Annotated in this window: 23 protein-coding genes; 7 read left to right on the forward strand and 16 right to left on the reverse strand. The window is 61.5% G+C overall.

Features of this window, described 5'->3' with window-relative positions:
• The first annotated feature begins 156 nt into the window (after positions 1-156).
• On the forward strand, positions 157-2169 hold the full coding sequence (locus AB4Z53_RS17310; protein ID WP_441596729.1) for a PhoX family protein: 2013 nt from the start codon (positions 157-159) through the stop codon (positions 2167-2169).
• Positions 2170-2234: 65 nt separating this feature from the next.
• On the opposite strand, the gene AB4Z53_RS17315 is transcribed toward AB4Z53_RS17310, so the two are convergent.
• Both AB4Z53_RS17315 and recO read right to left on the reverse strand, forming a co-directional pair.
• Positions 2235-2744, reverse strand: a complete 510-nt coding sequence (locus AB4Z53_RS17315; protein ID WP_441596730.1) for a PaaI family thioesterase — start codon at positions 2742-2744, stop codon at positions 2235-2237.
• 16 nt (positions 2745-2760) lie between these two features.
• Positions 2761-3507: a DNA repair protein RecO gene (gene recO / locus AB4Z53_RS17320; RefSeq protein ID WP_441596731.1), complete on the reverse strand. Its 747-nt coding sequence runs from the start codon at positions 3505-3507 to the stop codon at positions 2761-2763.
• Positions 3508-3717: 210 nt separating this feature from the next.
• Between recO and AB4Z53_RS17325 the strand changes: the two genes are divergently transcribed.
• Positions 3718-4461: a L,D-transpeptidase gene (locus AB4Z53_RS17325; protein WP_441596732.1), complete on the forward strand. Its 744-nt coding sequence runs from the start codon at positions 3718-3720 to the stop codon at positions 4459-4461.
• A 28-nt stretch (positions 4462-4489) separates the two neighbouring features.
• Here AB4Z53_RS17325 and AB4Z53_RS17330 read toward each other — a convergent pair whose 3' ends face one another.
• Both AB4Z53_RS17330 and AB4Z53_RS17335 read right to left on the reverse strand, forming a co-directional pair.
• Positions 4490-4849: a hypothetical protein gene (locus AB4Z53_RS17330; protein WP_441596733.1), complete on the reverse strand. Its 360-nt coding sequence runs from the start codon at positions 4847-4849 to the stop codon at positions 4490-4492.
• Positions 4850-4958: 109 nt separating this feature from the next.
• The gene (locus tag AB4Z53_RS17335) at positions 4959-5441 is read right to left on the reverse strand and encodes an SRPBCC domain-containing protein (RefSeq protein ID WP_441596734.1); all 483 of its coding nucleotides are present in this window, start codon (positions 5439-5441) and stop codon (positions 4959-4961) included.
• A 50-nt stretch (positions 5442-5491) separates the two neighbouring features.
• On the opposite strand from AB4Z53_RS17335, the gene AB4Z53_RS17340 reads away from it, so the two are divergent.
• The 3 genes from AB4Z53_RS17340 to rkpK all read left to right on the forward strand — a co-directional run bounded on the left by AB4Z53_RS17340 (position 5492) and on the right by rkpK (position 8322).
• Complete coding sequence (locus tag AB4Z53_RS17340) at positions 5492-5824, forward strand: ArsR/SmtB family transcription factor (protein WP_441596735.1); 333 nt, start codon at positions 5492-5494, stop codon at positions 5822-5824.
• A 71-nt stretch (positions 5825-5895) separates the two neighbouring features.
• Positions 5896-6939 (forward strand): NAD-dependent epimerase, encoded by a 1044-nt coding sequence (locus AB4Z53_RS17345; protein WP_441596736.1) that lies wholly within the window; start codon positions 5896-5898, stop codon positions 6937-6939.
• A 69-nt stretch (positions 6940-7008) separates the two neighbouring features.
• Entirely contained in the window at positions 7009-8322 is a 1314-nt protein-coding gene (gene rkpK / locus AB4Z53_RS17350) for a UDP-glucose 6-dehydrogenase (protein WP_223726821.1), read from the forward strand.
• A 49-nt stretch (positions 8323-8371) separates the two neighbouring features.
• Here rkpK and AB4Z53_RS17355 read toward each other — a convergent pair whose 3' ends face one another.
• The 4 genes from AB4Z53_RS17355 to AB4Z53_RS17370 all read right to left on the reverse strand — a co-directional run bounded on the left by AB4Z53_RS17355 (position 8372) and on the right by AB4Z53_RS17370 (position 14062).
• Entirely contained in the window at positions 8372-8689 is a 318-nt protein-coding gene (locus AB4Z53_RS17355; protein WP_113541504.1) for a hypothetical protein, read from the reverse strand.
• 208 nt (positions 8690-8897) lie between these two features.
• A complete protein-coding gene (locus tag AB4Z53_RS17360) occupies positions 8898-11204 on the reverse strand; it encodes a Tex family protein (protein ID WP_441596737.1) in 2307 nt (768 codons plus the stop codon).
• Positions 11205-11420: 216 nt separating this feature from the next.
• The gene (locus tag AB4Z53_RS17365) at positions 11421-12728 is read right to left on the reverse strand and encodes an SAM-dependent methyltransferase (protein WP_291158808.1); all 1308 of its coding nucleotides are present in this window, start codon (positions 12726-12728) and stop codon (positions 11421-11423) included.
• 335 nt (positions 12729-13063) lie between these two features.
• Positions 13064-14062, reverse strand: a complete 999-nt coding sequence (locus AB4Z53_RS17370) for a glutathione S-transferase family protein (RefSeq protein ID WP_441596738.1) — start codon at positions 14060-14062, stop codon at positions 13064-13066.
• Between the two features lie 174 nt (positions 14063-14236).
• On the opposite strand from AB4Z53_RS17370, the gene AB4Z53_RS17375 reads away from it, so the two are divergent.
• Together AB4Z53_RS17375 and arsC are read left to right on the forward strand one after the other, a co-directional pair.
• Positions 14237-15226 carry a glycerophosphodiester phosphodiesterase family protein gene (locus tag AB4Z53_RS17375; RefSeq protein ID WP_441596739.1) on the forward strand — a complete coding sequence of 330 codons (990 nt, stop codon included), beginning with the start codon at positions 14237-14239 and terminating at the stop codon, positions 15224-15226.
• 108 nt (positions 15227-15334) lie between these two features.
• Complete coding sequence (gene arsC, locus AB4Z53_RS17380) at positions 15335-15763, forward strand: arsenate reductase (glutaredoxin) (protein ID WP_113541509.1); 429 nt, start codon at positions 15335-15337, stop codon at positions 15761-15763.
• 178 nt (positions 15764-15941) lie between these two features.
• On the opposite strand, the gene era is transcribed toward arsC, so the two are convergent.
• The 8 genes from era to rpoZ all read right to left on the reverse strand — a co-directional run bounded on the left by era (position 15942) and on the right by rpoZ (position 22824).
• A complete protein-coding gene (gene era, locus AB4Z53_RS17385) occupies positions 15942-16871 on the reverse strand; it encodes a GTPase Era (protein WP_057252807.1) in 930 nt (309 codons plus the stop codon).
• Positions 16872-16879: 8 nt separating this feature from the next.
• On the reverse strand, positions 16880-17596 hold the full coding sequence (gene rnc / locus AB4Z53_RS17390) for a ribonuclease III (protein WP_113541510.1): 717 nt from the start codon (positions 17594-17596) through the stop codon (positions 16880-16882).
• Entirely contained in the window at positions 17596-18339 is a 744-nt protein-coding gene (gene lepB / locus AB4Z53_RS17395) for a signal peptidase I (RefSeq protein ID WP_113541539.1), read from the reverse strand. Before lepB ends, rnc begins: the two co-directional genes overlap by 1 nt.
• A gap of 161 nt (positions 18340-18500) precedes the next feature.
• Positions 18501-18920, reverse strand: coding sequence for a holo-ACP synthase (gene acpS / locus AB4Z53_RS17400; RefSeq protein WP_441596740.1), 420 nt, complete (start codon positions 18918-18920; stop codon positions 18501-18503).
• Complete coding sequence (locus AB4Z53_RS17405; protein ID WP_113541512.1) at positions 18917-19471, reverse strand: DUF2062 domain-containing protein; 555 nt, start codon at positions 19469-19471, stop codon at positions 18917-18919. Before AB4Z53_RS17405 ends, acpS begins: the two co-directional genes overlap by 4 nt.
• Positions 19472-19660: 189 nt before the next feature.
• On the reverse strand, positions 19661-19810 hold the full coding sequence (locus tag AB4Z53_RS17410; RefSeq protein WP_113541513.1) for a DUF3563 family protein: 150 nt from the start codon (positions 19808-19810) through the stop codon (positions 19661-19663).
• 203 nt (positions 19811-20013) lie between these two features.
• Positions 20014-22239, reverse strand: a complete 2226-nt coding sequence (locus AB4Z53_RS17415; protein WP_441596742.1) for a RelA/SpoT family protein — start codon at positions 22237-22239, stop codon at positions 20014-20016.
• Positions 22240-22416: 177 nt separating this feature from the next.
• Entirely contained in the window at positions 22417-22824 is a 408-nt protein-coding gene (gene rpoZ / locus AB4Z53_RS17420; protein ID WP_113541515.1) for a DNA-directed RNA polymerase subunit omega, read from the reverse strand.
• Positions 22825-23132: the final 308 nt, after the last annotated feature.

A 23132-nucleotide genomic window follows, 5' to 3' on the forward strand; every position in this document is an offset into this window, starting at 1 on the left:
CATACAAACTTTTGCGCGGTCACCAAATCCATAGACGTCCGAGCGCTGTAATCTCTTCACGGAAATGTCGCAGAACTGTCACCGGGCAGCTGGTACAGGCGGATGAACACCGCTGTCTCGCGCGGTGGTTTCCATCGTTCAACAGGAGACCCGATCATGGACAAGCATCTCGCCCAGACGGAAGAGACCGAATTCAAGACGCTGACGGAACGCAGGGAAGAGCTGGAAGACATCGGCCACAACTGTTCCGCCAACCCGACGATGGGCGACATCATCCATCGCCGTTTCTCGCGCCGCTCCTTCATCGGCGGCTCGCTCGCCGTCGCCGCGATTTCGACGACGGTCAGCCCGCTCGCTCTGCTCACTGCCGACGAAGCACGCGCCGAGGAAGGTTCGCGCTTCGACTTCACCGAGATCGAAGCCGGCGTCGACGAGAAGCACCATGTCGCTGAAGGGTATGATGCGGATATCCTTTTGCGCTGGGGCGACAAGATCTTCGCCGACAGTCCGGAGTTCGACCCGAAGAACCAGACGGCTGCCGCCCAGGAAAAACTCTTCGGCTACAACAACGACTATGTCGGCTTCATCCCGCTCGACGGCAGCGCCGACCACGGCCTGCTCGTCGTCAACCACGAATATACCAATGCCGAACTGATGTTCCCGGCCTTCGCCAGCGTCGTGAAGGAAAAGGTGACGAAGGACGGCAAGGAAGTCGAGGAAGAGAAGGTCGTTCTCGGCGAATACAGCAAGGAACTGGTCGACATCGAGATGGCTGCCCATGGCGGCACGATCATCGAGATCCGCAAGGTCGACGGCAAGTGGCAACCGGTTCTCGATGGCAAGAACAACCGCCGCATCACCGTCAACACCGAGATGCAGATCACCGGTCCGGCCGCCGGCCACGACCGCCTGAAGACGCCCTCCGACCCGACCGGCAAAAAAGTCTTCGGCACGCTTAACAATTGCGCCGGCGGCGTCACCGCCTGGGGCACCTACATGATGGCCGAGGAAAACTTCAACGGCTATTTCGGCGGCGAGATCGCCGAAGACCATCCTGAATACAAGCAGCTGAAGCGCCTGGGCGCACCGGGCGGCCAGTATGAATGGGCGTCTTTCTACGACCGGTTCGACGTCTCCAAGGAGCCGAACGAAGCCAACCGCTTCGGCTGGATCGTCGAGGTCGACACGCTGGACCCGACGTCGGTACCGAAGAAGCGCACCGCCCTCGGCCGCTTCAAGCACGAAGGCTGCGAATCGATCGTCAACAAGGACGGTCGCGTCGTGCTCTATTCCGGCGATGACGAGCGCTACGACTATGTCTACAAGTTCGTGACCAAGGGCACCTTCAAGCCTGACGATCGCGCCGCCAACATGGACCTCTTCGACGAGGGCACGCTCTATGTCGCCAAGTTCGACGAAGACGGCACCGTCACCTGGATGCCGCTGACGCACGGCGAAGGCCCGCTGACCGAAGCCAACGGCTTTGCCTCGCAGGCGGACGTGCTGATCAACACCCGTCTCGCCTCCGACGCCCTCGGTGCGACCAAAATGGACCGCCCGGAAGACGTCCAGCCGAACCCGAAGACGGGCAAGGTCTACGTGATGCTGACCAACAACACCAAGCGCAGGGCAGAGGAAGTTGACGCCGCCAATCCGCGGGCCAAGAATGCCTTCGGCCACATCGTCGAGATCACCGAGACGGACGGTGACTTTGCCTCGCTGAAGAGCCGCTGGGACGTGCTCCTGAAGTGCGGCGACCCTGCTGTTGCCGAGGTCGGCGCCTCGTTCTCGACCGCGACCACCAAGAACGGCTGGTTCGGCATGCCAGACAACTGCGCGATCGACACCGACGGCCGTCTCTGGGTTTCGACCGATGGCAACAATGAGAAGGACACCGGCCGTACCGACGGCATATGGGCGATCGACACGGATGGTGCCGCCCGCGGCACGTCGAAGCTCTTCTTCCGCGTGCCGGTTGGCGCCGAAATGTGCGGCCCCTGCTTTAACCCGACCTCGGACACCTTCTTCCTCGCCGTCCAGCACCCGGGCGATGCCGGCCTTGCCACCTACGAGGCCCCGGCCACCCGCTGGCCGGACTTTAGGGATGACATGCCGGTACGCCCGGCCGTCATCGCCGTGACCAAGCAGGGCGGCGGCCGGATCGGCTGATAAATCTGAGGATTGCAGACGGACGCCGCGCAGTTCTGCACGGCGTCCTCGTTTCAGGAATTGTTTTAGCGCCGCAGATTGTCGATCGGGAAGATGGCGCAGGTTTCGGTGGCGTGGGCCAGCAGCTTGCCGTTGACGTCGCGCAGCCAGGCTTCGGACGTCGCGATGGTGCGGCCGCGATGCACGATGCGGCCCTCGCAGAAAACTTCTCCCATGCCGGGCAGCAGCGGCCTGACGAGGTTCACCTTGAACTCGACCGTCGTATAGGCCTCGCCGGGCTTCACCGTGGTGAAGACCGCGCAGCCAAGGGCTGAATCCATGATCGTCGCCGTCCATCCGCCATGCACGGTGCCGAGCGGATTGAGATGCTCCTCGGTCGGCAATCCCTTGAAGACAACCCGGCCCTCCTCCACTTCGCTTAGCCCGAACTTCAATGTCTTCGACATCGGTGGGGCCGGCAGGTCGCCGCTCAACAGGTCCTGCATCGCCCTGAGGCCGCCATCACGGGCGACGCGATCGAGCGACAGCACGCCGATACCGGATACGGACATGCCGGGATAAAGCTCTTGATACATCTGGAACTCCTGGAGGTCAGGCGGCGGAGGATTGCGCTTTCAGCGCTTTGAGCGCCGCATGGACGAAGCCGTTGCGGGCGGAGGAAACATCGAGGCCACGCGGCTCGTAGACATGGCGGTGGAGGAAGAAGGCCGTCAGGCGGAAGGCGGCGGCGAGACTGTCGTGGTCCGCAGCCCTTCGCGCTTCGGCCGAAAGGAAATCCGGCAGCGCCAGCATGCGATCGGCATAGCGTTCTCCCGCCTCCCGGCAGACCGCCCTGCCCGATTTCGGCGAGACGTAGACGAGCTCGGTGCGGGTGCCGGTCGCGACGCATTCCGTGAGATCGAGCCCGAAGCCGAGATCGTTGAGGACCGCAAGCTCGAAGCGCACGAACAATTCGCCGGCATCGGCGGGATCGGCGAGATGATCGACGATGACCGTCAGCGCCTCATAGAGATGCGGATGCGGGTCGCGCTCGGGAAGCAGCCGCAAGAGCGCGCCGAGCGCCTGGATGCCGTAGACCGAAGTCGCCGTCTCCATCAGACGGGCGGCGCGCAGTTCCACAGGTTCGATGCGGAATTCGCCCATATGCTCGTCAAGCCGGGCGCGCCAGGTGACTTCCACCGAATTGCCCGGCTGCAGAACCGGCTGCATCATGCGCGAACGGCCCGAGCGCACCATGCCGAGATGTCGGCCGTGGGTAGCGCTCATGACCTCCACGATGGCCGAGCTTTCGCCGTGCCGCCGTATTCCGAGAATGATGGCCTGATCGCTCCATTGCATGGCTATGGCATACACCCGCGATCGAAAGCGGATCAAGCGATCTTGCAGGGGTGGGCATCCGGGTGACTGTCGCCTTTCGGCCACACTCGCTGGTTGCCTCATTTGCGACATGCTGTCGCCGCCCCGACGCCGTCTTTGACATTAGAACGGAAGGGCGGCAAAAACCGTGCCTCCCGCCCAAAAGACAATCAGCAGGATAAAAATTTCATTATGTGTGTGTCCCGGAACAGCGCCGGCCGCCTGGCGCAGCTTTTCGCCCTTCTTCTCGCCACCTCGACGCTCGCCAGTTGCGTTACCGCCTCGGGGCYGGCCAAGCCGAAGGGGCCGGATCCATACTATGTGGCGATGTACGGGCCGCTGCCGAATGAGAAATTCCCGCTGGATGCGATCGACATCAGCAAGGTCGACAAGCGCTATCTGCGCCAGCAGGTCGCCTACCAGACGCACGAGCCGCCGGGCACGATCGTGATCGATACCCAGAACCGCTTCCTCTACCTCGTGCAGGATGGCGGCATGGCGATGCGCTACGGCATCGGCGTCGGCAAGGCCGGCCTGGAATTCGAAGGCGAAGCGCGCATCGCGCGCAAATCCGAATGGCCGCGCTGGACGCCGACGCAAAGCATGGTCGAGCGCGAGCCTGAACGCTACGGTCCGCTTGCAGGCGGCATGGAACCGGGCGTGCGCAATCCTCTCGGGCCGCGCGCGCTCTACCTGTTCCAGGGCAACCGCGACACGCTGTTCCGCATCCACGGCACCACCGAGGCCTGGTCGATCGGCAAGGCGGTGTCGAGCGGCTGCATCCGCCTCTTCAACCCCGACATCATCGACCTCTACAGCCGCGTGCCGCTCGACTCGCGCGTCGTCGTGCTGCAGGCGGAACCGCCGATGACCGAAACGGCGGGCGGCATCCCGATGGCAAGCGCTGCCAATGGCGGCCTGCCGCCGGTCTACTGATACCTGCTCGGCGGAATGCCGGGCGCGCCTACCAGGCGTCCGGCGTCCGCACCATGTGCACGATGTTGGCCGGATTCATGATCCAGCCGCCGCGAAAGCCTTCGCCAAGATCTTCTACCGCATCACAGCGCACAACGCCGCTCGTGGCAAGATGATCCAGCGCGCCCACATGGTCATCGGTAAAGAGTTCGAGCCAGACCTCGGCCTGGCTGAAATTCGACGCCTCGTCGATCCAGAGCTGGTTGGGACCTAGCTTGAAGCCGATGGCCGGCAGCTTTTCCTCGATGGGCTCGAGACCGACCGTGTCGCGATAGAAGGCGATGACCGCCTCGTATTGATGCGAGGGGACCTTCATGGCGATGTTGATGCCACCTGTGATTTTCGTCATGGCGCAATCTCCTATTGCCGCTCGACGCCTGCCGACGCGGCTTACTGTTTATGTTTAGTTGTCGATGATTTCGCGCCTGGATCCGGAGCGGAAAGCCAGGTGYGTGGGCTCAGGCTTGCGGTTCGAGCGCCGGCTTGCCTGAGAGTTCGCTGAAGTAATAGCCCTGGCGCAGATTGATGCCGTATTCGAGCCAGGCCTTCATGCAGGCCAGCATCTGCGACCAACCTTCGCAGTTGATATAAGATCCCTTTTGCCCCTGCTCGTTCTCGCGCCATCCCTTTTCGGCGATCGTCACCATGGTGGCGCCGTCATCCAGCGACTGGAAGCGCATTTCGACGCTGGTCTGGTAGGGCTCCTCGCCCTTGGCGACCGTGGCGCCCCAACGAAAGACGATACGCTCGTTCTGCTCGACCGCCTCGACCTGGACCGGCACCTCCCCCCACCACTTGACCGTTGCCCCTGCGACCAGGGGGCCGCTGATGCCTCCAAAGGTGACGAAATAGCGGCTGAGCTGATCCGGATTGACGACGGCATCGAAGACCTGGGCGACCGGGCGATCGATCCGTCCATTCACACGGAATTCGAAGGGCATCTGACGTTCCTCCCATTGAGCCAAAACAGAATATGTTATAAAAAAATAACATGTCAACCGATTCGAAAGACGATCTCGTTTTCAAGGCCCTGGCCAACAGCCTGCGGCGACAGATGCTCGACGCCATGAAGTACGCGCCGCAGACCACCGGCATGCTCTGCGAGCAATTCGGCAACCTTGACCGCTGCACCGTCATGCAGCATCTGAAGGTGCTGGAAGAGGCTGAACTCGTGCTTGTCCGGCGCGAGGGTCGCGAGCGCTGGAACCATTTGAACGCTTTGCCGATCCAATCCATTCACGACCGCTGGATCAGCCAATATGCGGGACACGCGATGTCGGTACTTTCCGCCCTGCAACAGGGGTTGACCCGACCGTCGGAGTGACGGTTTCGACTTTCCATCGCCCGGCTTTCTTCGTAAGAACGCCCTGACAACACAATTTGGGGACATTCGTCGTGCGTTACCTCATCACCGGCACCGCGGGCTTCATCGGCTTTCATCTCGCCAAGCGATTGATCGACGAAGGGCATTTCGTGGTCGGCTTCGACGGCATGACGCCCTATTACGACGTGACGCTGAAGCAGCGGCGGCATGAAATCCTGGCGCGTTCGAACGGCTTCAAGGCTGTCGTCGGCATGCTCGAAGACCGCGCAGCGCTCAACCATGCGGCAGAGATTGCCGAGCCGGAGGTCATCATCCACCTCGCGGCCCAGGCCGGCGTTCGCTACAGCCTCGAAAATCCGAAGGCCTATGTGGATTCCAACCTGGTCGGCTCCTGGAACGTCCTGGAATTGGCGCGGGAGCTCGGCCCCAAGCACCTGATGCTGGCTTCGACGTCCTCGATCTATGGCGCCAACGAGAAGATCCCGTTTGCGGAAACCGATCGCGCCGACGAGCCGATGACACTCTATGCGGCCACCAAGAAATCAGCGGAACTGATGGCGCACAGCTATGCGCATCTCTACAAGGTTCCGACCACTGCCTTTCGCTTTTTCACCGTCTACGGACCTTGGGGGCGGCCTGACATGGCGCTGTTCAAGTTCGTCGACGCCATCCACAAGGGGCAGCCGATCGACATCTATGGCGAAGGCCGCATGAGCCGCGACTTCACCTATATCGACGACCTCGTCGAAGGCATCCTCCGGCTCTCTCATGTGGCCCCGGCCGAAGAGAACCGCGTGCCTGCCGAAAAGGCCGAAGACACGCTGTCGCGCCAGGGGCCTTTCCGGGTGGTCAACATCGGCGGCGGCCAGCCGGTCGAACTGATGACATTCGTCGAAACGGTCGAGAAGACCGTCGGCAAGCCGGCGCTGCGCAACATGCTGCCCATGCAGCAGGGCGATGTGCCGCGCACCTACGCCTCCCCGGACCTCCTGGAGGCCCTGACCGACTTCAAACCCTCGATACCGGTGGAAGAAGGCGTGGCACGCTTTGCCGCCTGGTATGAGGAATATTACAATGTCGGCGGAAAAGCCGGACCCTCGGCCCCGCAAGCATAAGGGCGTGCCAACCAGCATGGTTTCCACGTTCACGAACAAGAGCTCGCCAGACAACAAAGGAAAGAGCCAATGAAAATCACGATGATCGGCGCCGGCTATGTAGGCCTCGTTTCCGGTGTGTGTTTTGCGGATTTCGGTCACGATGTTGTCTGCCTCGACAAGGATGAGAGCAAGATCGACGCCTTGATGCAGGGGCGTATTCCGATCTTCGAACCCGGCCTCGATCAATTGGTGGCCAGCAACGTCGCCTCGGGCCGTCTGTCGTTCACCACCGATCTCGTTTCGGCCGTCGCCGACAGCGACGTCATCTTCATTGCCGTCGGCACCCCTTCCCGCCGTGGCGATGGCCACGCCGACCTCTCCTACGTGCATGCGGCGGCGCGCGAGATCGCCGTAAACCTCCAGGGCTTCACCGTCATCGTCACCAAATCCACCGTTCCGGTCGGCACCGGCGACGAGGTCGAGCGCATCATCCGCGAAACCAATCCGGATGCTGATTTCGCCGTCGTCTCCAATCCGGAATTCCTGCGCGAAGGCGCGGCGATCGAGGACTTCAAGCGGCCCGACCGCATCGTCATCGGTGTTGCCGATGATGACGCGCGGACTCGTGACGTCATGACCGAAGTTTACCGGCCGCTCTATCTCAACCAGTCGCCGCTGGTCTTCACGTCGCGCCGCACCTCCGAGCTGATCAAGTATGCCGGCAACGCCTTCCTGGCGATGAAGATCACCTTCATCAACGAGATGGCGGATCTTTGCGAAAAGGTCGGCGCCAATGTGCAGGACGTCGCCCGCGGCATCGGCCTCGACGGCCGCATAGGCTCGAAGTTCCTGCATGCGGGACCGGGATACGGCGGCTCGTGCTTCCCGAAGGACACGCTGGCCCTGGTCAAGACCGCACAGGACCATGATGCGCCCGTCCGTCTCGTGGAGACCACGGTTGCGATCAACGACAACCGCAAGCGGGCAATGGGCCGCAAGGTGATTGCGGCGGCCGGCGGCGACGTGCGCGGCCACAAGATCGCGATCCTCGGCCTCACATTCAAGCCGAACACCGACGACATGCGCGACAGCCCGGCGATTGCCATCGTGCAGACGCTGCAGGACGCCGGCGCCCACATTGTCGGCTACGACCCGGAAGGCATGGACAACGCCCGGAAGATCATCGACGGTATCGACTATGCGAGCGACCCCTATGAGGCGGCCAACGAAGCCGATGCATTGGTGATCGTGACGGAATGGAACGAATTCCGCGCGCTCGACTTCCGCCGGCTGAAGTCGGCGATGAAGACGCCTGTGCTCGTCGACCTCCGCAACATCTACCGCCAGGACGAAGTTGCCAAGCACGGCTTTGCCTATTCCAGCATCGGCCGGCCCCTCTGACGAGCTTTGGCCGACGCGACGGAAAGAAGCGAACGGGACCGCGCGCCGATTATGCTTTTGGAATGGGTAGCGGCGGCAGAGCTTCCCAACTCTTGCCGGCAAGGATGACGCAGCTTCGGCCATTGACGTCGGTGACGATCAACGTCCAGCTGCCGTTGTCGGCCGCATAGACTTCCATGATCGCCTGGGGATTGATCTGCGCTGTCGCAGCCGGCTTTTCCCGGTATTGACGAGCCAGAAACTCGATCACCTCGGATCGATTGGCGCAGTTTATCGGGGCCTGCGAAACTGCGGGGACCGGACGCGCCGTCACCCCGGCCGCCAAGAGGGCGGCCAGCGCCAAGCCGCGGATCGCCTTGCGTACCATCACGCAACTCCTTTCACCGGACGCCCGGCGGAGGAGGAGTTTCCGCTGACCTTTTCCGCCGTAGATCCGGCTGCTCCATCGGCACACTGCCCACAAACTGCGCAGGTGCCACGATCGAAGAAGTATGGCGGAAAGCCGCGATTATTACAATTATCTAAAYTATAGACCGATGATCAGGGGCGCCGGAGCGCCCCTTGCGCAAATGTTGCTATTTGCGCTTCATCGCCTCCATCAGGGCCGCACCAAAGGCGCCTTGTGACGGCGCCTGCGGCTTCTGCTGGCGCATGGGCGCGCCGCGGTTGCCTGCGTTGGGTGCGCTACCCCGGGCCTCGCGGCCTGACTCTGCGCCACCATCCTTCCGCATCGTCAGGCCGATGCGCTTGCGGGGGACGTCCACCTCGGTGACACGCACGGTCACGACGTCCCCGGCCTTTACCACCTCGTGCGGGTCCTTGACGAAACGATCCGCGAGCTGGGACACGTGAACGAGACCATCCTGGTGCACGCCGATATCGACGAAAGCGCCGAAGGCCGCAACGTTGGTGACGGTGCCTTCGAGCTGCATACCGACCTTCAAGTCCTTGATGTCGTCTACGCCCTCGGCAAAGGTCGCGGTCTTGAAGCTCGGGCGCGGGTCGCGGCCCGGCTTTTCGAGTTCGGCGAGAATGTCCTTCACGGTCGGCAGTCCGAACCGTTCGTCGACGAAGGCTCGCGGATCGAGCTGCTTCAGCGCGGCGCTATCGCCCATCAGAGCACGGACGTCGCGGCCGCAGGCAGCGACGATCTTCTTGGCTACGCCATAGGCTTCCGGATGGACGGACGAGGCGTCGAGCGGCTCCTTGCCGTTGGGGATGCGCAGGAAGCCTGCGCACTGTTCGAAGGTGCGTGCGCCGAGCCGCGGCACGTTCAAGAGTTCCTTGCGGCTGCCAAACGGCCCGGTCGCGTCACGATGTGCGACGATTGCCTCGGCGGAAGATTTGCCAAGACCGGAAACACGGGCGAGCAGCGGGGCCGATGCCGTGTTGACGTCGACGCCGACGGCATTCACCGCGTCTTCCACCACCGCATCGAGCGACCGGCTGAGCTTCGACTGGTCGACATCGTGCTGGTACTGTCCAACCCCGATCGACTTCGGCTCGATCTTCACGAGTTCGGCCAACGGATCCTGCAGGCGGCGAGCGATCGAGACCGCACCGCGCAACGAAACGTCAAGGCCGGGGAACTCCAGGGCAGCCGTTTCGGAGGCCGAGTAGACCGAGGCGCCGGCTTCGGAAACGATGACCTTGGTCGGCTTCGGCGCCGGCAACTGCTGGAGCATGTCGGCGACGAGCTTTTCGGTCTCGCGGCTGCCGGTACCGTTACCGATCGCGATCAGTTCCACGTTGTGCTTGCGGACCAACGAAGCGAGTTCGGCCTGCGTTCCGCGGATGTCGTTCTTCGGCGGGAACGGATAGACGGTCGTCGTTTCGAGCAGCTTGCCCGTGCCATCGACCACCGCGACTTTCACACCGGTGCGGATGCCCGGATCGAGCCCCATCGTTGACCGCGATCCCGCGGGAGCGGCAAGCAAGAGATCCTTGAGATTGCGGGCAAAGACGTGGATCGCCTCTTCCTCGGCGCGCTCGCGCAGTTCGCGCATCAGGTCAAGCGACAAGGACATGGAGAGCTTCACCCGCCAGGTCCAACCGATCATCTCCGAGAGCCATTTGTCGCCCGGCAGATGGGCGCCGACATTGTAGGCGGCGGCGATCATGCGCTCGACCGGCTTTATCGGCGAGGTATCGTCCTGGTCGACGACGATGTCGACGGAGAGCACCTCTTCGTTCCAGCCGCGCAGCATCGCCAGTGCGCGATGGCCGGGCGTGGTCGCCCAACGCTCGGAATGATCGAAGTAATCCGAGAACTTGGCGCCTGCCTCCTGCTTGCCGTCGACGACCTTGGCGCGCAGGAACGCGGCGCCCTTCATGTGATTACGCAGGCGACCGAGGAGATCGGCGTTTTCCGTCATGCCTTCGGCGATGATGTCGCGCGCACCATCGAGCGCAGCCTTCACATCGGCCACCTCGGCCGTGAGAAACGCCGTTGCGCGGTCGGCGGGCGCGACGGAACGATCGGCAAGAATGGCTTCGGCCAGCGGCGCGAGCCCACGCTCGCGGGCGATCTCCGCCTTGGTGCGGCGCTTCGGCTTATAGGGCAGATAGATGTCTTCGAGCTCCGCCTTGGTCTCGACGGCGGCAATCTTGGCTTCGAGTTCGGCGGTCAGCTTGTCCTGTCCGCGGATCGACTCGAGGATGGATGCGCGACGCGCCTCGAGTTCGCGCAGATAGGTCAACCGCTCCGACAGCACACGCAGTTGCGTATCATCGAGCCCGCCGGTCACTTCCTTGCGGTAGCGCGCGATGAACGGCACCGTTGCCCCCTCGTCCAGCAGCTCGACAGCGGCTGTGACCTGCGAAGGGGCTGCCTTGATTTCACTGGCGATGATGGCGGCGATGGATTTAGCGGGGCTGGCCATGGGCAATTCCGTCTTTCCTGCAGCGCTTCGAAGCGCTGCACGTTTTGTCCTTGGATCAGAGCTGATCTGAGGAAACTGGCAGTCGTTTGGTCGGCGACCATAAAGGCGCAGAGCTTCGAGGCCAAGTGAAGGCCTTCGGAGGAAATTCCGAACTCCACAGAAGATGGGAGGTGGCCATCCCGTGCCGGGCTGCGGCGGCGGGGGATGGCTCCTGGATCAGACTGCGATTGCAGCCGGTTCGATATGTTCTTCCGGCTCCGCCTCATCCCAATTGTTGACGGGCTCGAGCTGCGGCCGGCGCTTCTCGAACTCGATCAACTGCCGCTCGCGCTCCTCGATGTAGCCGCGCGACACAGGTACGGCTTCGAGAGACGGCGAGAGCTGAAGCTGGAAGATGAAGTGCTTGTCGTAGAGGAAGGCCGTTTCCGAGGCCGCCAAATAGAACTCCCACATGCGGAAGAAGCGCTCGTCATAGAGCCGCACCGCCTCTTCACGCCGTGCGACGAAACGCTCCCGCCAGGCCCGCAAGGTCCACGCATAGTGCATCGGCAGGATCTCGATATCCTTCACCAGCAGGCGCATCCGCTCGACCGAAGGCAAAACCTCGGAGAGGGCGGGAATGTAACCGCCGGGGAAGATGTATTTTTCGATCCAAGGGTTGGTCGCCCATGGCTTGTAGACCTGGCCGATCGAATGCAGCAGCATGACGCCTTCCGGCTTCAAAAGCTCCTTCATCTTGTTGAAGAAATTGCCGTAGTTACCGATGCCGACATGCTCGAACATGCCGACCGAGACGATGCGATCGAATTGCCGGCCCTGCAGGGTGCGGTAGTCCTGCAGTTCGAAGCGGACGCGATCGGAAAGCCCGCGCCTGGCGGCACGATCACGTGACACCTTGAGCTGCTCTTCGCTGAGGGTGATGCCGGTGACTTCGACACCGGAGGATTCGGCCAGGTACATGGCCATTCCGCCCCAGCCGGAACCGACTTCGAGTACTTTCTGTCCCGGCTCCAACAGCAGCTTTGCGGCGATGTGCCGCTTCTTTGCAAGCTGGGCCGCATCGAGCGAGATACCGCGCGGCTGGAAATAGGCGCAGGAATATTGCCAGTCCTCATCGAGGAACAGGTTGAAGAGCTTACGATCGAGATCGTAGTGATGCGCAACGTTGTGCCGGTTGCGGTTGACAGGTAGGCGGCTTCGCACCTGCTGACGCAAGACATGCTGCATGGTCATCAGCGAGTTGGAGAGCGTTGCCGCATTCTCCAGCCCATTGGTCTTTACGATCGACAGCACGTCGAAGATGTCACCTTTTTCGATGACGACGCGCCCATCCATATACATTTCACCAAAGCGAAGGCCAGGGTCCTGGACGATCGCCTTTTCTGCCTCCGCATCGACGATGCGGATCGTTGCCGGTTTTCCGGTGCCGTCACCCAAGATGACCTGTTTGCCGGAAGAAAAAAACACCGTCAGATTGCCGATGCGAACAAGACGGCGAAGCAAAGTCAACAATGCTGCATTCATTTCCCACCCCTACCAGACCTACATACGTGTTCTGGCGCATGAGAGATGCGAAGGGTCGGCTCTTTCGGGGCTTCCGGGGGTTGCGCGAGCGCGCATGGGGAACAGATGCGGCCCGTCCGGAAGCGGCGAGAACCGGCTCGGGCGTGGCCTCACGGGCATCCAGCGGGCGCATCTCGCAACTCGTGCTTGCGCTGCCGGAAATTCGTCAGGCCAGCCGCCATCGGGCTCCTATCCATCAGAACTTCCATTAATTTAGGAACGCTCGACCGATTGGCAATGGGCTCTTTTGTGGCCCCTCATAAATTTGTTTCCTTAGCAAATGCTGAGGAATGACCCTATGCGCCGACGACCCCTCGCCCCGTCAGGCGGGCGCGATCATGCGGGCGATCGAAATCCAGCGTCGGGCCGGCGGGAACGATGCGGGTCGGATTGATGTGGGCAATGCCGTAGTAGCCGCGCTTGATGTGATCGATGCGCACGCTCTCGCGGATACCCGTCCACTGGTAGATTTCACGCAAATAGTTCGACAGCGCCGGATAATCCTCGATCCGGCGAATATTGCATTTGAAGGCACCGTGATAGGCCGCATCGAAGCGAACCAGGGTGACGAACAAGCGGATGTCGACTTCGGTCAGGTACTCGCCCGCGAGATAACGGTTAACCGCCAGGTGCGCATCGAGTTCGTCGAGCATGCCGAAAAGGCTTGCCACCGCCTCATCATAGGCCTCCTGCGTCTTGGCAAAGCCAGATCGATAGACACCGTTGTTGACGCGTTCATAGATCGGCCCATTCCAGCGATCGATGTCGCTCCGGAGCGCCTGCGGATAGAAATCGAGCCGGTTACCTGTCAGGTGATCGAAGCCCGTGTTCAGGATGCGGATGATATCGGCGGACTCGTTGTTGACGATCCGCCCTTCGCGCATGTCCCAGAGAACCGGTACCGACACCTTGCCGGTATAGATCGGGTCGCTCGCCACGTAGAGTTCGTGATGGAAGCGGATCTTGCCGACACGCTCCCCGGCATCGACCGGCTCGTCATAAACCCAGCCGTCCTCTCCGAGCACCGGATTTGAAACCGTCAGACCGACAATGTTCTGCAGCCCTTTGAGATTGCGAAAGGCGATCGTGCGCGAGGCCCAGGGGCAGAGGTAAGAAACGAACAGGCGGTAGCGCCCGGCCTCGCTCGGCACGGCCGGCTGGCCATCCGGTCCTGGGCTGCCATCCGGCGTGATCCAGCGATGAAAGCGCGTCGGCTCCCGGTGGAACGCGCCGCCCTTCATCTCGCTGGCCGCAACGTCGCCCTTGACCCATTTTCCCTCGACCAGCTGCGGCATCTCTCTTCTCCGGATCGCAAAATCAGCGACCGCTACGTCTCACAGGGCTCGGCCAAGGGTCAATCGCGCGCGCGGGTGACACATTGTTCGCAATCCGCGACACGCACGCAAAACGTGCACGATCATCGTCGCGCCACATTGTCGGGCAATCCCGGTTGCAAGAGGAGAATCGGGATGAAGAAAGCCCTTGCCGCTATCGTGCTGTTTGCTGCCGTCGTCTGGGCGATGAACACGTCTATGTTTGTCGCGCCGCCTGCAGGCACGGCGAAACTGCTCGCACATCGCGGCGTTCACCAGACCTATTCGAAGGCCAATGTCGGCAAAGACACCTGCACGGCAACGGTCATCGACACGCCGCAGCATCCCTATCTCGAAAACACCATCGCCTCTATGCAGGCTGCCTTCGATGCCGGGGCCGACGTAGTCGAACTCGACGTGCATCTCACCCCGGACAAACAGTTCGCCGTCTTTCACGACTGGACGCTCGACTGCCGCACCGAGGGCAAGGGCGTGACCGAGGAAACGCCAATGGCCACCCTGAAGTCCCTCGACATCGGCTATGGCTACACCGCCGATGGCGGCACGTCTTTCCCGTTCCGGGGCAAGGGTGTCGGCCAAATGCCGACGCTGGATGAAGTGCTGGCGGCCTTCCCCGACCGCAAGTTCCTGGTCAACTTCAAGAGCCGGCGCGCAGAGGAAGGCACGGCACTCGCAACGCTGATCGAAGCGCAGTCGCAATGGCGACAGGCGGTGTTCGGGGCCTATGGCGGCGAGGAGCCGACCCGCGAGACGCTCAAGCGCCTGGAAGGGATGCGCGGCTATGACCGGACGTCGACGATGGCGTGCCTGACGCGCTATCTCGGCTATGGCTGGACGGGCCTGATGCCGGAGGCCTGCCGCAACACCCTCGTCATCGTGCCCGGCAATTATGCGCAATTCCTCTGGGGCTGGCCGGACCGCTTCGCCGAACGGATGGAAGCGGCGGGCAGCGAGATCATCCTGCTCGGCCCCTATCACGGTGGCGATTTCACCACCGGGATCGATACGATGCAGGACCTGGAATTGGTCCCGCCGGGGTTTTCCGGCTACATCTGGACCAACCGTATCGAGATGATCGGTCCGGCACTGGGAAAACGGCAGGTCGCTGAGGCCATGGCGGACTGAGGCAGCATCCAGCGTGCGGCTTGCCCCTTGCCCGCATCGAGCCTATGGCTTCGAGAACAATCGTCGAGACCGGCTGCTGACCATCTCGACTTCGCAGGAGGCCAACGCATGAACGTCACGATCTACCACAACCCCGCCTGCGGCACTTCACGCAACACGCTTGCGATGATCCGCAACGCCGGTATCGAACCGACTGTGGTCGAGTATCTGCAGGCGCCGCCATCGCGGCAGGAACTCCAGAAGATGATCACTGACGCCGGCCTGACGGTTCGTGACGTGATCCGCGAAAAAGGCACGCCCTATGCGGAACTCGGGCTCGCGGACCCCACACTCAGCGACGAACGCCTGCTCGACGCGATGATGGAGCATCCTATTCTCATCAACCGCCCCTTCGTGGTGACGCCGATCGGCACGCGGCTTTGCCGCCCGTCCGAACTGGTGCTCGGGATCCTGCCCGACACGCACAAGGGCCCGTTCTCGAAGGAGGACGGGGAGCCGGTTCTCGATGACAACGGAAAACGCGTAGCGGGCGCGTGATATCGCCGCCGGCGGCGGCACTTGCGCAGCGCCTAAACCGGAATCGACTGAAGGAGTTTGCTACAGATCTAAAGTGCTGCGGTGATTTGCGCCGGTCTCATAAGCGGTGCGCGGCCGGAGTACGACACCCGATTGCGACGGGTGCCGTGATCGTATTGCAAAGGCCTTGTGCCCGGGCTTATCGCGGGAATTCGAGGCCCATTTCGCGGAAGCGCTCGGGATCGTCGCCCCAGTTCTCGCGCACCTTGACGAAGAGGAACAGGTGCACCGGCTGCTCGAGGATCTCGGAGATCTCCTTGCGCGATGCCGTCGAAATCGCCTTGATCGCATCGCCATTCTTGCCAAGCGCGATCTTCTTCTGGCTCTCGCGCTCGACGTAGATCACCTGTTCGATGCGAACCGATCCGTCCTTGCGCTCTTCCCACTTCTCGGTTTCGACATGCGAGGCATAGGGAAGTTCCTGATGCAGGCGCAGGAACAGCTTCTCGCGAGTGATTTCAGCCGCGAGCTGGCGCATCGGCAGATCGGAAATCTGATCCTCCGGGTAGTACCAGGGGCCCTCCGGCAAGGTTTCGGCGAGGTAGTCCATCAGATCCTTGCAACCCGACCCGTTCAGCGCCGAGATCATGAAGGTACGTTCGAACTTGATCGTCTCGTTGGCCGCAGCCGCGAGCTTCAAGAGATCTTCTGGACGCACCTGATCGATCTTGTTCAACACCAGAATCTTCGGCTGGTGCACTTCCTTCAGCCCCTCGAGGATCGCTTCCGCATCACCCTTCAGGCCACGCTCGCTATCGATCAGGAGCATGATCACGTCGGCGTCCTTGGCTCCACCCCAGGCGGTCGTAACCATGGCGCGGTCGAGCCGGCGGCGCGGCTTGAAGATGCCGGGAGTGTCCATGAAGACGATCTGGGCGTTGTCGTGGATGGCGATGCCGCGCACGATCGCGCGCGTGGTCTGCACCTTGTGGCTGACGATCGACACCTTGGCGCCGACGAGGCGGTTGACCAGGGTCGACTTGCCTGCGTTGGTCGCGCCGATCAGCGCCACGAAGCCCGAGTGGGTCGGCGCGCCTTCGGCGGCCGTATCTTTTTCCATATCCGTCATTTTTTCCGTCAATTTCCGGCGGAATTTTTCCGCCACACGCCTTCGCGTTCCAGCAATTTCATCGCGGCGATCTGCTCGGCGCCACGCTTGGACCTGTCGATCCCGGTCTCCGGCGCGACCCCCGAGATCTCCACGGTTACCGTGAAGCGAGGATCATGGTCCGGGCCGGAACGGTCGTCCGTCCTGTATGACGGCGCAATGCCGAACTTGGCATGCGCCCATTCCTGCAATTCGGTCTTCGCATCGCGGCGCGCACCGTCGGCGCGTACTGCCCGATCCTTCCAGTGGCGCAGCACGAAGCCGCGCGCAGCCTCAAGGCCCCCATCGAGATAGATGGCGGCGATGAGCGACTCTACCACATCGGCGCGCACATTCATCATCGCCTTGCCGGTAATCTTCTTGACGTCGGAACCGGTCCGGATGAACTGGTGCAGCTCCATATCGTCGGCGACCTTGGCGCAGCTTTCGGCGCTGACGAGTTGGTTCAGCCTTACCGACAGTTCGCCTTCATTTGCGTCGCGAAAGGTCTGGAACAGAAGTTCGGCAACGCACAGCCCCAGAACCCGGTCGCCCAGGAACTCCAGCCGCTGATAGTTGGAGCCCTTGGCACTACGGGCGCTGGAATGGGTGAGCGCCCGATCCAGGCGCTCCTTCTCAGCAAACTGATAGCCAATCACGGTCTCGAGCTTTGCCCGATCCTCCGCGCTTAGCGACCGCGACTTCATTATTCGACCGCCTTGAACAGACGATCGTAACGCAGGTTCGCCGGCCACTTCCAGATTTCGCGGAACGAGGTGTCGTTGCCAAGCGAGAAGAAGATCATGCTGGCGCGGCCGACCAGGTTTTCGGCCGGAACGAAGCCGACGTCGAAGCGGCTGTCAGCCGAATTGTCGCGGTTGTCGCCCATCATGAAGTAATGGCCGGCCGGCACGATGAATTCGCGGGTGTTGTCGCCGCGCGAATCCGGGAACTGGTCGAGCGTGTCGTAGGACACACCGTTGTCCATCGTTTCGCGATAGACCGGGACGTCGCCGCCGGTATCGTACTGGTCGTCGGCACGGAACGCACCGTCCGGCGCGCGGTCGACCGGCTTGTCGTTGATGTAGAGGATACTGTTGCGCACCTGGACACGATCACCCGGCAGGCCGACCAGGCGCTTGATGTAATCGATGTCGGGGTTCGGCGGGAAGCGGAAGACGACGATGTCGCCACGCTTCGGCTCGCTTGCGAAAATGCGGCCGGAGAACAGGTCGGGAGAAAGCGGCAGCGAATACTTGGAGAAGCCGTAGGCGAACTTGTTGACGAAGATGTAGTCGCCAACGAGCAGAGTCGGCATCATCGAGCCCGAGGGAATGGTGAAGGGCTGAAAGAGAACCGTACGGATGACCACGGCCAAGAGCAGCGCCTGGATAACGACCTTCACGTTTTCCCAGAGACCGCTCTGCTTCGCTTCTGTCTTTTCTGCCACGCTTTTGTCTTCCTTTATCATGGCAACGCCCTCACCGGGGCTTGCTCTCAACTTTCTTCCGCAGTTTTGATCCCACATTCAAACTGCGTTGAACCCGGTCTCATATGCTGCAGACTGCCTGCCCTTCAATCGCCGCAGACCGGGTTTTCCAGCGGAATGCTCTAAACCGTTCCCTCAACCGGAGCAACGGGCAGTGCTTCGATAATCACGAAGGCCTGCGCCAGAGGAAAATCATCGGTAATCGTCAGGTGAATGGCTGCCCGGTGATGGGGCGGCAGCATCTGCGCCAGACGCTCGGCCGCACCACCGGCGAGGTTCATTGTCGGCTTGCCGCCGGGCAAATTGATGACGCCCATGTCTTTCCAGAAGACGCCCTGCGCGAGACCGGTGCCGAGCGCCTTCGAACAGGCTTCCTTGGCGGCGAACCGCTTGGCATAGGACGCAGCCCTGTTTTTCCGGCCCTCGGACTTGGCAATTTCGATGTCTGTGAAACAGCGCTGCACGAAGCGCTCGCCGAAGCGGGAAAGCGAGTTTTCGATCCGCCTGATATCGATCAGGTCGCTGCCTATGCCTATGATCATGAGGAAGGTCCGAGGTCTTTTGTGCGTGCCCGGCGTCGCTTCTGAAAGATGCGAGCCGCGTGGTAAGACGCAAGATAGGAAATCAGCGCGCCGGCCGCGGCCAGCGGCAGGGAGCCGACAAGCATCGGCTTGAAGACCGGTCCCCAGAGAGCGGAGAGGTCCAGGTGCTCGACCATGCGCATGACGTCGCTGCTGCTGGCGGCGTGCGCACTTTCGACCCCCAGAATGGCGGTCCCCAGCTCATAGGACGCAGTCAAGATCATCGGGATCGTCACCGGGTTGGCAAGCGCGGTGGTGATCGCCGCGGCAACCAGGTTGCCCGAGAAGACGAAGGCCAGGGCAACGGCTATGATGATGTGCAGGCCGAAAAACGGCGTGAACGACGATGCCGCACCCGCAGCCACCCCGATAGCAATCGAATGCGGTGTCGATGAGAGGCGCAAAATCCTCAAGGCAATGTAGCGCGGGCCACGCCGAAAGCCCTTGCGCGGCCAAATGAGTGCGCGGAGCCTTTCGGAAATCGTGACCGGTTTTCTACGTCTGAATAACATTCTGCCGTCATGACCGCATCTTGGAGCCGTCAATCGGCACAAGACGGCGCGTCCGCCTGTTTGCTGGCCGCAAGATAGGCGTCATGCCCTCTGCTTGCAACCCGCTGGCGCGCCGCGCATATGTCGCAGGCGAGCCATTCACCGAACGCATGGCTTCAGCATCCCGTCCTGAGACGGGACGCGATCGACTTAGTAGTTGCGGAACAGGCCGCGATCGATCTGGCGCTGACGGTATTCGAGATCGATACGATCGACCGAGCTATTGAGATAGGCGAGCTCGCGCTCTTCCTGAGTGGGGACGCGCAATGCGCGGGTGATCTTCTTCAACTGACTGAACATGGCAAACCTCTTTGTTTACCTCCCGACACAGAAGATAGTTTAGAGGTCGCTTTTCCACCAGTTCCAGGAAAAGGCGGCAGCCATGCAGCCACAGCATGCCTTGCCGCTTTGCCATGCATCTGCTGCCTGTTTTTGAGGCAGCCGCATTCAGAACAGCCCCACCAATGGGCACGACAGCCCTGTAGGCCGCCGCGCCGTTCGGCCTATTCGAAGAGACGCTTCACCATGGACACGCTCGGAAGCTCCTTGAGCTGCGTGATCAGGTGGTTGAGCTGACGCAGATCCCAGACCTCGAGATCGAACTGGAGCTCGCTGAAGTCGGCAGCCACGCGTCCCATCGACAGCGAACGAATATTGACGTCGCTGGTCGCGATCGCCTGGGCCACTTCCGCCAACGTTCCGGGCTCGTTCAGAGCACTGATTGCAATCCGAGCGATGAAGCGGCTGCTGTTGGCTTCGTCCAGATCCCAGCGCACGTCGATCCAGCGCTCCGGTTCGTCGTCGAACTTCTGCAGGATCGGCGACTGGATCGGATAGATCGTGATGCCCTTGTCCTTCTCCATGATGCCGACGATACGATCGCCGGGAATGGCGCCGGCAGGACTGAAGTGCACCTCGGCATTGCCGGAGAGACCGCGGATCGGAAGCGCTTCCGGCCCTTCGACCTGTGCTACTCCGTTCGCGTCCTTGCCACGACCCGGCAGCTTGAACACCATGCCGGCGGCGCTGCGCATGTTGAACCAGCCATCGTCGGCGCTTGGCTTCACCGTCACGCGCTCATCCTGATGGTCCGGGAAGACGGCGCGCAGCACATCGAGCGACGAGAGCTCGCCGCGACCGACCGCAGCGATGGCGTCCTCCACTTCCTTCTGACCGAGACGATGCAGGGCCGGCTTCAGCGCTTCGCGCGAAAACGACTTGCCGGCACGCTCGAAAGTGCGTTCCAGAATGCGATAGCCGAGGCCGGCATATTGCTTGCGAATGGCGGCACGCGTCGCGCGGCGGATGGCAGAGCGCGCCTTGCCGGTAACGACAATCTCTTCCCAAGCCGGCGGCGGCACCTGGATGCCGGAGCGGATGATCTCCACCTCGTCGCCGTTGTTGAGGCGCGTGACCAACGGCATGATGCGGCCATTGATCTTCGCGCCGACGCAGGTGTCGCCAATATTGGTGTGCACGGCATAGGCAAAGTCGATCGGCGTCGCGCCGCGCGGCAGCGCGATCAGCTGTCCCTTGGGCGTGAAGCAGAACACCTGATCCTGGAACAGTTCGAGCTTGGTGTGCTCGAGGAACTCTTCGGGGTTATCTCCCTCGGCCAGGGATTCGATCGTACGCCGCAGCCAGGAATAAGCGTTCGAGGTCGGCGACAAGGTCGGATCCGTCGAGTTCCCCTCCCCGTCCTTGTAGAGCGAATGGGCCGCGATACCGTATTCGGCGATGTCGTTCATGCGCCGTGTGCGAATCTGCAGCTCGATGCGCTGACGCGAGGGGCCGACGATCGTCGTGTGGATCGACTGATAGTCATTCTGCTTCGGCGTCGAGATGTAGTCCTTGAAGCGACCGGGGACGACCCGCCAGCGGGTATGTACGATACCGAGCGCCCGATAGCAGGACGGGATGTCGTCGACGATGATACGGAAACCCCAGACGTCGGAAAGCTGCTCGAAGGACAGCGACTTCGACTGCATCTTGCGGAAGACGGAATAGGGTTTCTTTTGCCGGCCTTTGACCTGTGCAGCCTTCAGGCCTTCCGCCTGAAGCAACTCCCGCAATTCGTCTTCGATCTTCTTGATCAAACCTTCGTTGCGCTGCGAAAGCTCTTCCAGCCGCCGGGTGACGGTCTCGAAAGCTTCCGGATTGATGTGGCGGAACGAGAGGTTTTCGAGCTCCTCGCGCATGTCCTGCATACCCATGCGGCCGGCGAGCGGCGCATAGATATCCATCGTTTCCTCGGAGATGCGGGCTCGTTTCTCCGCCGACATGTGATCGAGCGTGCGCATATTGTGCAGCCGGTCAGCAAGCTTGACCAGCAACACGCGCACGTCGTCCGAGATCGCCAGCAGCAGTTTGCGCAGGTTTTCGGCCTGCTTGGCCTTCTTGGTAACGAGATCGAGCTTCTTGATCTTCGTCAGTCCCTCGACAAGCGCACCGATGTCCTCGCCGAAGAGGTCATCAATCTCCTGGCGGGTCGCCGTCGTGTCTTCGATGGTGTCGTGAAGAAGTGCGACCGCAATCGTCGACTCGTCGAGCCGCATTTCCGTCAGGATCGCCGCCACTTCAAGCGGATGAGAGATATAGGGATCGCCGCTTGCCCGCTTCTGCTGGCCATGCTTTTGCATCGCATAGACGTAAGCCTTGTTGAGCAAGGCTTCATTGACGTCGGGCTTGTATTTTTGCACGCGCTCAACGAGCTCGTATTGGCGCATCATTCGCTGGCGGTCCTCTAGATCAGGATGATTTTCTCATAAGTTAGAGCGGGATGCGGGCGGACGACCGCACACACATTTCCTCATCCCACTCTAGAAGAAATCAAAAAAAAGTGCGCCAATCATACGAGTGGCGCACTGCTTTGAAAACACGCAGGAACGGGCGTTCCGCGAAAGATCTCAGTAGTCGTCGCTCTTTTCCGGCGGCACAAGACCTTCGATGCCGGCCAGCAGCTCCTCTTCCGACATGCGGTCGAAAGTGATCGCTTCCGGCTGGTCTTCGTCCTCGGCAACTTCGGTAAACGTGGTTTCCGTTTCCGACTGCAGCAGCGAAGCCGGATCCGGCTCGGGCTCGTCCACCTCGACGTGCTTCTGCAGCGAGTGGATCAAATCTTCCTTGAGGTCGCCGGGAGAAAGGGTCTCATCGGCGATCTCGCGAAGCGCTACGACCGGGTTCTTGTCGTTGTCGCGGTCGATGGTGATGGCGGCACCCTGGGAGATCAGGCGCGCGCGGTGGCTGGCAAGCAGAACGAGTTCGAAACGGTTATCGACCTTATCGATGCAATCTTCGACGGTGACGCGGGCCATTGCCTGTCCTTTTGGGCTCGAAGCGCGGCGGCATTGCCGCTGCACGGATTGACGACACGAAACCGGAACAGCCGTCTAGCGACGGCCTCGTCAGCTCCGATTTCTGGAATTAGCCGCCCGGATACAATCAAAACAAGACAAGTTCAAGTTTTTCCTTCGAGGGACGCTCACGTAACGTCACACTTCGTGATAAAATGCGATCTTAATGGGCTGGAAAACCTTACTCACAAACACCTGGTTGCATCGCAGACCGCGACGCCAAAACGCCTGGTAGAAAAGGCATTCCACGGATGTGGACTATCTATAGC

Source organism: Ensifer sp. 2TAB8, assembly GCF_052115125.1.
Taxonomy (GTDB): domain Bacteria; phylum Pseudomonadota; class Alphaproteobacteria; order Rhizobiales; family Rhizobiaceae; genus Ensifer.

Excerpts from the sequence above, each read along its gene's own strand:
- AB4Z53_RS17310 (WP_441596729.1), top strand. The coding sequence starts at position 157 with ATGGACAAGCATCTCGCCCAGACGGAAGAGACCGAATTCAAGACGCTG.
- AB4Z53_RS17315 (WP_441596730.1), bottom strand. The coding sequence starts at position 2,744 with ATGTATCAAGAGCTTTATCCCGGCATGTCCGTATCCGGTATCGGCGTG.
- recO (WP_441596731.1), bottom strand. The coding sequence starts at position 3,507 with ATGCAATGGAGCGATCAGGCCATCATTCTCGGAATACGGCGGCACGGC.
- AB4Z53_RS17330 (WP_441596733.1), bottom strand. The coding sequence starts at position 4,849 with ATGACGAAAATCACAGGTGGCATCAACATCGCCATGAAGGTCCCCTCG.
- AB4Z53_RS17335 (WP_441596734.1), bottom strand. The coding sequence starts at position 5,441 with ATGCCCTTCGAATTCCGTGTGAATGGACGGATCGATCGCCCGGTCGCC.
- AB4Z53_RS17340 (WP_441596735.1), top strand. The coding sequence starts at position 5,492 with ATGTCAACCGATTCGAAAGACGATCTCGTTTTCAAGGCCCTGGCCAAC.
- rkpK (WP_223726821.1), top strand. The coding sequence starts at position 7,009 with ATGAAAATCACGATGATCGGCGCCGGCTATGTAGGCCTCGTTTCCGGT.
- AB4Z53_RS17355 (WP_113541504.1), bottom strand. The coding sequence starts at position 8,689 with ATGGTACGCAAGGCGATCCGCGGCTTGGCGCTGGCCGCCCTCTTGGCG.
- AB4Z53_RS17360 (WP_441596737.1), bottom strand. The coding sequence starts at position 11,204 with ATGGCCAGCCCCGCTAAATCCATCGCCGCCATCATCGCCAGTGAAATC.
- AB4Z53_RS17365 (WP_291158808.1), bottom strand. The coding sequence starts at position 12,728 with ATGAATGCAGCATTGTTGACTTTGCTTCGCCGTCTTGTTCGCATCGGC.
- AB4Z53_RS17370 (WP_441596738.1), bottom strand. The coding sequence starts at position 14,062 with ATGCCGCAGCTGGTCGAGGGAAAATGGGTCAAGGGCGACGTTGCGGCC.
- AB4Z53_RS17375 (WP_441596739.1), top strand. The coding sequence starts at position 14,237 with ATGAAGAAAGCCCTTGCCGCTATCGTGCTGTTTGCTGCCGTCGTCTGG.
- arsC (WP_113541509.1), top strand. The coding sequence starts at position 15,335 with ATGAACGTCACGATCTACCACAACCCCGCCTGCGGCACTTCACGCAAC.
- era (WP_057252807.1), bottom strand. The coding sequence starts at position 16,871 with ATGACGGATATGGAAAAAGATACGGCCGCCGAAGGCGCGCCGACCCAC.
- rnc (WP_113541510.1), bottom strand. The coding sequence starts at position 17,596 with ATGAAGTCGCGGTCGCTAAGCGCGGAGGATCGGGCAAAGCTCGAGACC.
- acpS (WP_441596740.1), bottom strand. The coding sequence starts at position 18,920 with ATGATCATAGGCATAGGCAGCGACCTGATCGATATCAGGCGGATCGAA.
- AB4Z53_RS17405 (WP_113541512.1), bottom strand. The coding sequence starts at position 19,471 with ATGTTATTCAGACGTAGAAAACCGGTCACGATTTCCGAAAGGCTCCGC.
- AB4Z53_RS17410 (WP_113541513.1), bottom strand. The coding sequence starts at position 19,810 with ATGTTCAGTCAGTTGAAGAAGATCACCCGCGCATTGCGCGTCCCCACT.
- AB4Z53_RS17415 (WP_441596742.1), bottom strand. The coding sequence starts at position 22,239 with ATGATGCGCCAATACGAGCTCGTTGAGCGCGTGCAAAAATACAAGCCC.
- rpoZ (WP_113541515.1), bottom strand. The coding sequence starts at position 22,824 with ATGGCCCGCGTCACCGTCGAAGATTGCATCGATAAGGTCGATAACCGT.